This is a genomic window from Mesorhizobium sp. M7A.F.Ca.CA.004.06.1.1 (assembly GCF_003999135.1).
Taxonomy (GTDB): Bacteria; Pseudomonadota; Alphaproteobacteria; order Rhizobiales; family Rhizobiaceae; genus Mesorhizobium.
In genome coordinates, this window is record NZ_RZPQ01000087.1 from 1 (window position 1) to 13,009 (window position 13,009).

Sequence of the window (13,009 nt, forward strand, 5' to 3'; positions counted from 1 at the left end):
ATCATGAGGTGATCGGGACGCCATCGAGGCTCTCCGTCCCCAGCGTTGACCGGGGCAGTGGCTTCATCGATAGCTTGCTGGGAGGGATTTTGGTTTCAGGCCGACGGCGGACTGGCAGGGTTCATTGATCCCAGGAATGGCGGCCTGAGGGCAAGAGGCAAGGCGCAACGTCTGCGCCAACCTCTCGCCCTCGACTCGCGCCCCCTGGCGAATACAAGAGCGGCGGATCCTTCATTCAAATCGCGCCGCCACTTTTAGGTCTGATGGTCTAGTAGCGCGAACGGCAGCTGGCGCGCTGGCCGAAACCGCTCGGGCCACAAATCCAAGGCGAACGGCCAAGGAACGGGCCGCCATTGCCCAGACGGTAGGAGACCTTCACCGGCGCCGGCCTTCCGACCCGCTGCGGCCGCACGAAGGCCGCATAGGCCTCCTCCCTCGTACGCGTCACCATGGTCGTCTGTGTGAGCGGCTTGCGGTTGAACAGATGCAGCCGCTTCTTCTTGACGTCGTGCACCTTCTTGCCGAGCGTATGCACCACGGACTTTGTGCCGATCGAGCTGGTCTTGGTCGCGTCCTTGCTCTGGCAACCTGAGAGTATCGAGATCAATGCAACGGCGGCAAATGCACAAGCATATTTCGCGCCGATCCTTGCCCTTCTTTCCATACCTTTGTTCATCATTGTCCCCTACCACGAATATAATTCGTTGCAGCGCGGAGATCTATTTGCTTTTTTGGCTTCCGCGCCACGCGAGCAGCCTATCGCCGCTCACATCATGGATTGTATATTAGGGGAAACTTATTAAAGATCATGCAAACGACACGATGAACGCGGCCTTTCGGCAATCGATCGGATATAATTAAAGTTTGATCTTTGGGCTCGTGCCTGCAGCCGTCCAGAGTGCCGGCCCGCTACGCGGACGCCTCCAGCATTCAGCGCCGCGTTTCCCAACCTGGATCGAAGTAGAAATTGCGGCCACCGATGTTGCCCTGGCCGGCGCCGGAAACCACATAGGCGATGCGCACGATGCGCAGGCCACCGGCGCCCTGCTGCAGTCCGTAGACGCCTTCCATGCCGCGATCGTAGAAGCCCGCGGCGGGCACGATCAGCGCCAGCACGGCAAGCGACCCCTGAAAGGCGACTTTCGCCGCATTGGCGCGCAACGGAATCCTGTTTTCGATGACGTGCCTTACGACAATCACAACAACCAGCAGCCCGTAGAGGAAGGCGTTGAAGGCGGCGAACCAGTAGAAGCCGGTGGCATCGAAGGGGTGCTCAACGAGCAGGACAGGCAGTGCCGCGCCGATGGCCAGCGCCACATAGGGAGTGAGGGCGCGAGCCGGCAGAAGGTGCTTGGGGCCGCTGCCCTTGGGCGTGACGCGGAAATCGACGAATGATTTGGTCAGATAGTCGCGGATCGACGACAACGTGCCGGCCAGCACCCAAGGCCAACGCGCGAAGAAGAGGAACAGCGTGCCTTCCCAGCTGATCGTCTTGGCCGTCATCGGGCGCGAGAGGCCGAACGCCTTCAGCAGCATCACCAGGCCAACCAGCGCGACCGCGTTCGGCAGATAGTAGAACAAAAAGTCGAGATACATGACATTGGCGAAGTTGCGCCCGGTAGACAGCGCATAGACCGGCATGACGTACATCAGCAACGCAAAGACGGCGAACAGCGGATACCAGAGCTGGCAAAAGAGGAATTGGAATCTCAGCCGCGGCGACAGCTTTGGGAGATAGCTCGGCGAATATTCGAGCAGGATCGTCATCAGACTGCGCGACCACTGGAATTCCTGGGTGATGAGGTCGGCGAAGGTCTGCGGGCCATCGCCATGGGCGATGGCGTCGAGCGCATGCACGCCGTGCCATCCGGCCGCGTTGATCAACATGGAGGTGGAGTGATCTTCCGCCAGTTCAGGACCGAGACCGCCCGCCTGCTTCAGCGCCTTGGTCCGCACGGCATAATGCGAGCCGATGCAGAGCGGAGCTCCACCGCCCGTATGGCCGGACTGCAGCGGTCCGTGAAACATCCCTTCCGGAAACAGCCTGCCGCGCGCCGCCCAACTCTCGGCGGCGTTGTTGTCGCAGATGCTCGGCGCCGAGACATAGCCAACCGAGGGATCGGCGAAGGGAAACAGGATCTCCCTCAGATAGGTTGGCGTCGGTACATGGTCCGCATCCATCTGGGCGACGAAATCGTAACGCTCGTAGCCATAGTGGTCGTAGAAGAACGCCAAATTGCCTTCCTTGCAGCGCGTCCGGCGTGGCCATGTCGTGCGGTGATAGTCTTGCCTGCCGCGCCGCGTCGAAATCATCACGCCGTGAGCGTCGCACCAGCGAACTGTCTCTTCGGAGGGATCCTCGTCGGCCAGCCAGGTATCGTGCGGGTAATCCTGTGCCAGCATCGCTTCGAGCGTGCGCGCAACGACGGCAAACGGTTCGGAGGGGGCCTTGGTGACCACCATCGCGACCCGCGAACGCTTCGGGATCGTGTGAAGCTTGGACGGTTTTTTCGACGCATGCACGTTCAATAGAAAGTACAACGGCATGAGCGTGAGCCATACCAGGATGAGTGTTGCGAACGTGTATGGCCCGAGATGTTCGACATGCTCCGGCTTCAGCCACCAGATCCAGAAAAACCCAAGTGTGCAGAACCAGAAAGCCAGCGCCAGTCTCAGGATCCATTGCTGAAAGGCCGACAGCACGGGCACCAGAAAGGGTCCCTTCTGCGCAGTGACTGCCAGAGCCGCCTCAGATCGATGCGCCCGTCGGCTCTTATGGCCGACGACGCCATCATGCACGGAAGCACTCATACACTTACTCGCCCGCCACTTTGGGCTTCCGCCGACAAGGTGGCTGGAAGCTCCCAAAATCCCAGGATAGAATTAGCTAATGCTTTCTTAGCGTCAACTAAATTAATTGTTTGTTGAATATGATTCTTGAGATTTGGTTAACCTAATGCGTATCGGGGGAGGAATAGCCGCTACCGAGCAGTCAGTCTGGCGGCGAGCCGGCAAACTCTTCGGTGCTGGAAATTCACCGACGGGTCGAGGCAGTCGGAGGGGATCCGGCCAAAGCCGTTAACCATGTTGCGGTCGTCAAGGTTAAGCAACCGTTAATTGTGCTTGACTCTTGGCCCTGACCGGCTCTTAAATTAGCCAGGGATGATATATCGGGATTTTGACGCGAATTTGTGAGTATCGCGGCGAACTTTCTCTCGAACGCCCCCCTGTATAGGGGCTTGAGAGGTAATTTTGGGTGGCTCTGTGCCAGGTTCGCACATCCGCCAATGGGGTCGCTCCGAAATCCCGCAGATTCTGCCAAATAGAGCCGATCGGTTTTTGGGTAGTCGTGTCGATCAGGCATCGATGCGCACGGGCGAAGCCTTAACTTCCGAAAGTGGTTGGGGCCATGGGAGATCGACATGAAATACTCCACAGTAAAAGCACTCGCAATCGCGCTGGCATTGGGCGGAAGCGCCGCGTTCCCCACGGCAGGAGGCGCTGGCTCGGTAGCCGCGACGGACCCCTTCCAAACGAGCAGCGCCGCCTCGGCGTTCGGATCCTATGATCCCTACGGCGACTTCAGCGCCGACAAGAGTGCCAGCATCGAAGAGCTGTTCCTGCCTTGGGAAGACGTCGACCTGTCGACGCTGCCGCTTGCCGACGCCTATGCGCTGCAACGCGGACGTTCGCTGCTGATTACGGTTGAGCCGTGGACCTGGTCGAAGGACTGGCGCATCACCCCGCCCGAATTGCGCGACGGCATTTTGAGCGGCAAATATGACGCCAACATGCAGGCAATCTGCGGCCTGGTGGGACAGATGAAGAGCCCGGTGACCATTCGCTGGGCTCAGGAAATGGAAGACAAGAACGGCCGCTTCACTTGGGCCAACTGGGCTCCCAAGGACTGGATCTCCGCTTACAAGCGCGAGGTGGATATCTGCCGCAAGGCTGCCCCCGCCGCCAAGTATATGTGGTCGCCCAAGGGCGAAGAGGGTCTGGAAAAATACTACCCCGGCGACGACTATGTCGACGTCATCGGCCTGTCGGTGTTCGGTCTGCAGAAAAAGGACAATGACGAGGCCGGTCATGACCGTACCTTCGCTGAGCTGCTGAAGCCCGGCTATGACCGCGTTGCAGTGTTCAACAAGCCGATCGTCGTTGCGGAACTCGGCTATGTCGGAAAGCAGGACTATGTCTCGAAATGGCAGGAAGATTCCCGCAAATCCTACGCGGAGTTCCCGGCGCTGACTTCGGTCGTCTACTTCAACCAGAAGGAAGTGTGGCCGTGGCTGGGTGGCTATGGTCTGCCCGACTGGAGGGTGACCCAGCACGTCCTGCCGTAGACGCATCGTGCTGATCGATCTCGACGCGATCGGGATCGATTTCCAATCTCCTTGTTTGATCATGATCCATCTCGAACCAGCGGTTCGGGATGAGGGTTGAGGCGTGGCGTAAATCAGTCTGTGGAGAAGTTTCGTGAAACGGGTAGTGGGAAATTATCTCGGAGCGGCATTCGCCTGCTCCGTTCTTGTTCTTGCCTTTCAGGTTCCTGCGACGGCCAAGACGGCGACAAGGATCGCCGAGCAGGCGCAAAAAGCCACAGTCGTTCCTGACGAAGGCGTCTACCAGATTTATCAGAACCATTCGTGGCTGTGGGGCAAGAAGGGCGCCGGGTTCTTTGCCGTCAAGCAGAGGCAGTTCGATGCCTGGACTCACGACAAGGGCAAGTCGGGCTATGGCGACGGCATGTGGTTCATTCCCGGCGGCGGCAAGCTCTGCTACCGCGCGCAATGGCATGGCTCCTGGGGGGTGAAGGGCTCGATGACCTGCTTCGAGCATCGCCAAGTGGGCAAGGTTATCTACAAGCGTAAATCGCCTGATGGCGAATGGTACGTTTTCAAGAGCTCGCGTCGAAACCGGTCGGACGAGTCGATGAAATTGAAATACGGCGACTACGTCACAACGAAAATGAACCGGATCAAGGCCAAGCAGTAGATATTGTCGTGACACGCCACAGGTCAAGCATGTCGCCTGACGTTCAGGCGACCTGCCTTAAGCCTTGCGCTCCCAGCGGCGATCTGGCGTCTGTTGCCAGTAGGTGACGGCGTGGCCAGCGCTCTTCATCACCTTCCAGTGCCCTCGCGCCGCCTCGAGTTGGGCGGCATCGTGGCCATCGAACAGGAACACCGCGCGCTCGTAGCCGCCAAGGTCAGGCGGCACCGCACCGTCGACCAGGAACCTAATCTTGGCGTCGTTGGGATTGCCGTCGCCGGTGGTCAACAGAATCGGCTGTTCACCGGGATGAGCCTCACGATCGGTTGCGTGCGCCAGGAACGAATCGTCGCGGAAGGTCCACAGATGCTGGTCGAGCGCATCGCGGCGTTCCTCCGTGCCTGTCTGCACCACGGCGCGCCAGCCACGGTCGACGCTGCGTTCCAGGAGGCCTGGCAGCGCATCCTCCAGCGTCGATTCGGTCAGGTGGTAGAACAGGACGTCGGCCATCGCTTCAGCCTATAGTGATTGAACCCGTTCACTGCTCATAATTATCGCGCACCAGCCGGTCGAGCAGCCTGACGCCGAAACCGGAACCCCAGGACTGGTTGATCTCGTTCGACGGCGCCCCCATCGCCGTGCCGGCAATGTCGAGATGAGCCCATGGCGTATCCTTGACGAAGCGCTGCAGAAACTGCGCCGCAATGGTGGCGCCGCCAAAACGGCCGCCGATGTTCTTCATGTCGGCGTTCTTGGAATCGATGAGCTTGTCGTATTCGGCACCGAGCGGCATGCGCCACAGCCGTTCCTGCGTCGCCTGCCCCGCCGCCGACAACTTTTCGGCCAGCTCGTCATTGTTGGAAAACAGGCCGGCATAATGTTGGCCGAGCGCCACCATAATGGCGCCGGTCAGCGTCGCCAGATTGACCATGAATTTCGGCTGGAAGCGGTCGTTGCAGTACCACAACGCATCGGCCAGCACGAGGCGGCCCTCGGCATCGGTATTGAGCACCTCGATGGTCTGGCCCGACATCGAAGTGACGATATCACCGGGACGCTGGGCATGACCGTCGACGGCATTTTCGACCAGTCCGATGATACCGACGACATTGGCTTTCGCCTTGCGGGCCGCCAGCGCATGCATCAGGCCGGTGACGGCGGCGGCACCGCCCATGTCGCCCTTCATATCCTCCATGCCCGAGGCCGGCTTTATGGAATTGCCGCCGGTGTCGAAAGTGACGCCCTTGCCGACGAAGGCGATCGGGCTGTCCTTCGGCTTGCCGCCGTTCCACTGCATGATCGCCATGCGGGCGCCGCGCGGCGAGCCTTGCGCGACACCGAGCAGCGAGCCCATGCCGAGCTTCTTCATTTCCTTCTCAGCCAATATCTCGACCTTGACGCCTAGCGCCTCGAGTTCCTTGGCGCGGGCAGCGAACTCGACCGGCCCAAGCACGTTTGCCGGTTCGTTGACGAGGTCGCGCGCCAGCAGGACGCCGTCTATCACCGCCTCGGCATCGGCGAAGGCCTTCTTCGCAGCGGCCGGATCGGCGGTGTGGATGGTCACCTTGACCGACTTCTTCGGCTCTGCCTTGCTGTCGTCCTTGTCCTTCCTGGTCTTGTACTTATCGAAGGAATAGCTGCGCAGGAGAATGCCCGCGGCAAGGTTTGCCGCGTCCTTCGCACTCGGCGAAGCGCCGGCCACATTGAGGACCACCGCCACTTCGGTCGCCTTGCGCAGCGACGCGGCAACGGTGCCGCCAAGCTTCAGCCACGCATATTCGTCCAGTCCCGACACCTTGCCGGTGCCTATCGCCACCAGTCTGTCGAGCGACGCTCCCTGCGGCGCCAGAACTTCCACCGTACTGGCGAACTTGCCCATGAACTCAGCCACGGGAAAGGCCCGCTCCAATGTCTTGCCGGGATCGCCGGCCTTGGCGACGTCGCTCAGGCCGCCCTCATCCGCCGCGAACACGAAGACAGTGCCCTTCTTGTTTACCGCGCTCTGGGACCCGGAAAATTTGGCGAAGGCGATCGACGGTCTTTGATTCATCATGTCCTGCTTTCAGGGAATGCGCGACTTTTGGGGAAGCGGTTCGAAACGATGCGCGACATTTGGTCGTTTTCCGGCATTTGGCAAGACTTTGCCGAATTGGCATCCCATATGACCTATGGAATCGATGACGATTCGTCGCGGCACGGCCCCGCTTTTTGCCGCAACCTGTTGTTAACCATCGATGTTCGCCCTTTCTTATCTATTCCCGCCGACACTCCGCCCAGCCGGGGGGCGTAATGTGGGACAGAACCCGGATCGACCATCTGATGGAGCCAGTTGTGCAGGCGCTGCCGGACAGCTACCTTGTTCGGTGGCATGATGCCGTTCGAAAAAATCGAGAAAAGCCTTCATGAAGGTCGTTGAACGCTACATCATGCGCCGCGCTTTCGTGGTCTTCATGGCCGCTCTTGTGTGGACGCTGGCGATCGTGTGGACGACACAGGTGCTGGCAAAGATCGATCTGGTGACAGACAGCGGCCAGTCGGCGTTGACCTTCTTCGAAGTCGCCGCCCTCATCCTTCCGTCCATCATCCCGATCGTGGTGCCTTTTGCGCTGGTGGTGGCAGTCGCACAGACACTCAGTGTGATGAATTCGGATTCCGAACTCGCCGTCGTCAACGCCGCGGGGGCCTCGCGCTGGACGATCGTACGGCCGATCATGTTGCTGGCGCTCGCCGCCGCCGTTTTTTCCTTTGCCGTCGACAACGGCATCGACCCTTACGCACGGCAGAAGAACCGGGCACTGGTGGCCTCGTCGCGCGCGGATCTGTTGTCGCTGATCATCCAGGAAGGCACCTTCCGCAAGATTGACGACGGGCTGTTCCTGCAGATCGGTGAGCGCCTTCCCGACAATCGGCTGGGTGGCATTTTCGTCGCCGATTCGCGCGAGGAAGGCGTCAACCTCGTCTACTACGCCAAGACCGGCAGCATCGTCGAACGCGGCGGTGAAAAGGTGCTGATGATGAATGACGGCGTCATCCATCGCAAAACGCTGACCGGCGATCTCTCCGTCATCCGCTTTACCTCCTATGCCTTCGACATGTCGGCCTTCATGGCGGCGGCTTCGGCGGTGACGCTCCTGCCCAAGGACCAGACGACGCAGTACCTGCTCAACCCGGGCGCCAACGACAAGTACTATCAGCAGAACCCCTACGAATACCGGGCCGAGGTCAACCAACGGTTCTCGGAATGGACCTATTCCATGGTTTTCGCGCTGATCGCGCTTGCGGTCGCCGGGGATGCGCGCTCGCACCGCGAGGCGCGCGTCAATCCGCTGATCACGGCGATCACGATATCGCTGTTCGTGCGTTGGCTGGGCTTTTTTGCCGCCAGCAAGGCGGATGAGGTCCCGCAATATGCGTATATGGTCTATGGCGTGCCGATCGTGGCTTCCGCGGTGGCGATCTGGTTCATCGTCTCCAACCGAACACTGGAACTGCCGGTGACCTGGGCGGACTGGATGACAAACTTCGCCACGCGCATCGCTGACAGCTGGAATGCTTTCAAATTGCGTTTGTCCAGGCGCGGCGCATCAGGGCAAGGGGTCGGCTGATGGGCTGGACACTGGGCCGCTACTTCTTCTTCCGCTATGTGACGATCACCATCTGGTTCTTCATCGGCCTCCTGGCATTGGTGTTCCTGATCGACTTCACCGAGCTGTCCGGCCGCACCACCGGCCTGCCCGGCTTCACCTACGGCACGGCGGTAGCCATTTCAGGCCTCCGTATGCCGATGATCATGCTGCAGACGGTGCCGTTCGTCGGTCTCTTCTCGGCGATGGCGACGCTGGTGTCGCTGAACCGGCGCTACGAGTTGGTCATCGCGCGTTCCGCCGGTGTTTCCGCCTGGCAGTTCCTCTTGCCCTGCTGCATCGGAGCCTTGCTGTTCGGCGTCCTGTCGGTTGGTGTCATCAATCCGCTCGCCGCGCACGCATTCTCCTGGTCGGAGCAGATCGAAACCCAGCTGCGTTCCGGCAAATCGAATACGGTCTCGGCCGATGCCGCGCCCTGGATCCGGCAGAAAACCAGTTCGGGCGACACCATCATCGGTGCGCGGGCCATCCTGAACCAGGGCCTGGAAATGGCCGATGTCGTATTTTTCATTCTCGACCCGCAAGGCAACATCGTCGAGCGCAAGGACGCCGCCCGTGCCTTCCTGCGCGACGGCTATTGGGAATTGCAGGACGTCAAGACATTCCAGAACGGCACGATCCAGGCATCGGCAACCGATCGCGTACCGACCAATCTAAAGCCCGAATTCGTGCAAGAGCGGCTGGCGCGCCCCGAAACCATCCCCTTCTATGACCTGCCCGGAAAGGTCGAGGTTGCCCGCTCCTTCGGCCTCAAGGCAAATGCTTTTGCCATGCAGTTTGATTCGCTCGTGGCGTTGCCGTTCCTTCTCGTCGCCATGACGCTGATCGCGGCAACGGTTTCAATGCGATTTGCTAGGATGGGACAGTCGGCGACGATGATTCTGGGTGGCATCATCGCTGGCTTTCTGCTTTATGTCGTTTCGGTGCTGGTGAAGGCATTCGGCGTGGCGGGATTCGTGCCGACTGTCGTAGCCGCCTGGGTACCGGTCATGGTGGCTATGTTCTTCGGGGTGACTTTCCTGCTATACAAGGAAGACGGCTAGTGAGGGAGGCGTTTTTGCCCAGCAACAGGCAGGCCGGTTTGGCGCGCCTCTATGCGGCGACCGCCTTGGCGTGCGTGCTTGCCTACGCCGTTCCGGCACCGGCGCTTGCGCAGGACGTCGGCGACATGGCGACATCGGTTCCGGCCGGCTCGCAAATGCTGCTGGCGGCCGATACGCTGGTCTACAACAACGACAACCAGACCGTGACCGCCGTCGGCGGTGTGCAGATCGACTATGGTGGCAATCGCCTTGTCGCCCAGCGCGTCGAATACAACCGCAACACCAAGCGGATGGTCGCGAGCGGCAACGTCGAAGTTATCAACAGCGACGGCACCAAGATCAATTCGCAACATATCGACATCACCGATGACTTCGCCGACGGCTTCGTCAATGCGTTGCGGGTCGAAACCATCGACAAGGCCTATTTCGCCGCCGAAAGCGCAGAACGCATGGGCGGCGTGCTGACCACCTTCCACAATGGCGTCTACACCGCCTGCGAGCCGTGCGAGGATAAGCCGGACAAAGCGCCGACCTGGCGCGTCAAGGCCAAGAAGATCATCTGGAACGGCGAGAGGAAGACGGTTCGCTTCGAGAATGCGAATTTCGAGTTCTTCGGTTTTCCGCTTGCCTATCTGCCTGCATTCGAAATTGCCGACCCGACGGTGAAGCGCAAGAGCGGCTTCCTGATCCCGAGCATCATCTACAAGAGCGATCTCGGCGTCGGCGTGAAAGTCCCCTATTATCTCGCATTGGCGCCGACCTACGACCTGACCGTCACCGGCACCGGCTATACCAAGCAGGGCTTCCTCGGTGAGGCCGAGTGGCGTCAGCGCTTCGACAATGGCGAGTACAGCTTGAAGATCGCCGGGATACACCAGCAGAATCCCGACGCCTTCCTCGACACTACTGCCTTCCCATCCAGCTCTGGCCACAACGTCAATTCGGGCAGCGCCGGCGATCCCAACAAATTCCGCGGCATGATGGGTACCCAGGGGCAGTTCGCCATCAACTCACGCTGGAACTTCGGCTGGGACGTGCTGCTGCAGACCGACAAGAACTTCTCGAACACCTACGGCATCGACAAGTACAATAGCAGCGTCCACCAGTCGTCGGTCTACTTGACGGGTCTCAACGGCCGCAACTATTTCGACGTGCGCGCCATGCATTTCGATGTGCAGGAAGATACGCCTGACGACAATATCTCTGCGCGAAGCGGACAACAGCCCTGGGTGCTGCCGTCGCTCGATTACGCCTATATTCCTGATGCCTCGGTGGCCGGCGGCCAGCTGTCCCTCAATGTCAACGCGCGTGTCATCCGCCGCGACGATGTCGACGAGACCTTCGTCCAGCCCTACAATGCCCTCACTCCGACGCAGCGCGTCCGCGGCATCGAAGGCGAATCGGGCCGCCTCACCGCCGAGGCCGAGTGGAAGCGGAGTTTCGTCACAGATGGCGGACTGGTGCTAACGCCGTTGCTCGCGCTGCAGGGCGACGTGGACTACCTCAACGCATCGTCGGCTTCGCTAGACGCCATCGACCGAATGGCAACGCATTTGGGCGAGCAGGACGATATGCGCTCGTCATTTGCCCGTTACATGGCAACCGCGGGCCTCGAGATGCGTTGGCCGGTGCTGTTTTCCATGGCCAGCGGGTCCAGCCATGTCATCGAGCCAATGGCGCAGGTCTTCATGCGTCCGAACGAGCAATATGTCGGCGGCCTCTCAGTGCCCAACGAAGACGCCCAAAGCATGGTCTTCGACGCGACCACCTTGTTCGAGCGCGACAAGTTCTCCGGTTACGACCGCGTCGAAGGCGGTTCGCGCGCCAATGTCGGCCTCCGCTATTCCGGCTCGTACAACAATGGCTGGGGTACCAATGCCATTTTCGGCCAATCCTATCAGATCGGCGGCGAGAACTCCTTTGCCGCGCCGGATCTGGTCAATGTCGGCGCCAATTCCGGCCTCGACACGACCAAATCCGACTATGTCGGCCTGTTCGGCATCAACAGCCCCAACGGCTTCGCGGCCTCGGTCAGCGGCCGTTTCGACGAACAGAGTTTCGAGGTCCGCCGTGCCGAGGTGAAGGCCGCCTATTCCGGCCTGCCTGTGTCGCTGAGCGCCAAATACGCCTTCATCCAGGCCCAGCCGCTGTACGGTTTCACGGAAGACCGTCACGAAGTCACACTTGGTGCATCCACGCATCTGGCCGAAAACTGGCGCGTCTTCGGCACAGGAACCTACGACCTGCAGCAAAGCCTGCTGGTCAAGGACGGTGTCGGCTTCGCCTACAACGATTCCTGCTTCACTTATCTGATGACCTACTCGCAGTCGCGCGATCTGAACACCAGGGAGGTGTCGCAGACCATCGGCTTCAATCTGTCGTTCCGCACCCTCGGCGAATTCGGCTCGTCGACCAGTGCCATCGACACGATCCAGTAACAATCGGCGACATCGTTTCGCCGCATAGGGCTGGCACGGATTTCGCGCACCTGGAAAGATGAAATTGGGCGGGACCGGGATAGAATTGGGATACCAACGATGAGGAAATACCTCTTTTCAGCAGGTTTCGCGTTGCTCGTGGCGGCGACGTCCGTGTCGATCACTGCAATGACGCCGCCGGCTTTCGCCAGCGAGATCAAATACGTCGTCAACAACATTCCGGTCACCACCGGCGACATAGCCCATCGCGCCGCCTTCCTGAAGCTGCAGCGCAAGAAGGGCGATGCCGGCCAGGAAATGATCGACCAGACGCTGCGTATGGCCGAGGCCAAGCGGCTTGGCATCCGCATCAGCGACGCACAGGTCGAGGCGGCGTATCAGCGCTTTGCCTCGAGCAACAAGATGCAGCTCAGCCAGCTTGACGGCGTCATGGAGAAGTCAGGCGTCACCAAGAGCCACTTCAAGGAATTCATCCGCGCCCAGATGGCCTGGAACCAGGCTTTGAGCGCGCGCTACCGTTCCGGCGACGGCACCGGTGCCGTCAGCGAGCAGGATCTCGTGAGGAAGATGCTCGAAAAAGGCGGCGCCAAACCGAGCGCCACCGAATACATGCTGCAGCAGGTCATCTTCGTGGTTCCGGCGGCTGAACGCAGCGCGACGCTGGGCAAACGCAAGCGCGAGGCCGACGCCATGCGCACCCGCTTCAACGGCTGCAACACGACGCGCGAATTCGCCAAGGGCCTGATCGACGTCACCGTTCGGGATCTGGGCCGGGTGCTGGCGCCGCAGCTGCCGCCGGACTGGGCCGAGCAGATCAAGGCGACCAAAGTCGGCGGTGCCACTGCCACGCGCGAAACCGAACGCGGCGTCGAATTCATCGGCATCTGCT

Annotated in this window: 10 protein-coding genes; 6 read left to right on the forward strand and 4 right to left on the reverse strand. The window is 60.4% G+C overall.

Going from position 1 to position 13,009, the window contains the following annotated elements; translation table 11 throughout:
- Positions 1-268 precede the first annotated feature (268 nt).
- Positions 269-676, reverse strand: a complete 408-nt coding sequence (locus tag EN906_RS08190; protein WP_127267682.1) for a hypothetical protein — start codon at positions 674-676, stop codon at positions 269-271.
- 254 nt (positions 677-930) lie between these two features.
- Entirely contained in the window at positions 931-2,811 is a 1,881-nt protein-coding gene (locus tag EN906_RS08195; protein ID WP_127267683.1) for a cellulose synthase catalytic subunit, read from the reverse strand.
- Between the two features lie 611 nt (positions 2,812-3,422).
- Here EN906_RS08195 and EN906_RS08200 point away from each other — a divergent pair.
- Positions 3,423-4,346, forward strand: a complete 924-nt coding sequence (locus tag EN906_RS08200) for a glycoside hydrolase family 26 protein (RefSeq protein ID WP_127267684.1) — start codon at positions 3,423-3,425, stop codon at positions 4,344-4,346.
- A 133-nt stretch (positions 4,347-4,479) separates the two neighbouring features.
- A complete protein-coding gene (locus EN906_RS08205; RefSeq protein ID WP_127267685.1) occupies positions 4,480-4,998 on the forward strand; it encodes a DUF995 domain-containing protein in 519 nt (172 codons plus the stop codon).
- 57 nt (positions 4,999-5,055) lie between these two features.
- On the opposite strand, the gene EN906_RS08210 is transcribed toward EN906_RS08205, so the two are convergent.
- Positions 5,056-5,505, reverse strand: coding sequence for a DNA polymerase III subunit chi (locus EN906_RS08210; protein ID WP_023813773.1), 450 nt, complete (start codon positions 5,503-5,505; stop codon positions 5,056-5,058).
- 28 nt (positions 5,506-5,533) lie between these two features.
- Entirely contained in the window at positions 5,534-7,045 is a 1,512-nt protein-coding gene (locus tag EN906_RS08215; protein WP_127267688.1) for a leucyl aminopeptidase, read from the reverse strand.
- Positions 7,046-7,397: 352 nt separating this feature from the next.
- On the opposite strand from EN906_RS08215, the gene lptF reads away from it, so the two are divergent.
- The 4 genes from lptF to EN906_RS08235 all read left to right on the forward strand — a co-directional run.
- A complete protein-coding gene (lptF, locus tag EN906_RS08220; protein WP_127267686.1) occupies positions 7,398-8,600 on the forward strand; it encodes an LPS export ABC transporter permease LptF in 1,203 nt (400 codons plus the stop codon).
- Positions 8,597-9,682: an LPS export ABC transporter permease LptG gene (gene lptG, locus EN906_RS08225; RefSeq protein WP_031213741.1), complete on the forward strand. Its 1,086-nt coding sequence runs from the start codon at positions 8,597-8,599 to the stop codon at positions 9,680-9,682. Before lptF ends, lptG begins: the two co-directional genes overlap by 4 nt.
- The gene (locus EN906_RS08230; RefSeq protein WP_164777128.1) at positions 9,682-12,120 is read left to right on the forward strand and encodes an LPS-assembly protein LptD; all 2,439 of its coding nucleotides are present in this window, start codon (positions 9,682-9,684) and stop codon (positions 12,118-12,120) included. Before lptG ends, EN906_RS08230 begins: the two co-directional genes overlap by 1 nt.
- Before the next feature lie 99 nt (positions 12,121-12,219).
- A partial coding sequence (locus EN906_RS08235; RefSeq protein ID WP_206529074.1) for a peptidylprolyl isomerase occupies positions 12,220-13,009 on the forward strand: 790 nt, incomplete at its 3' end.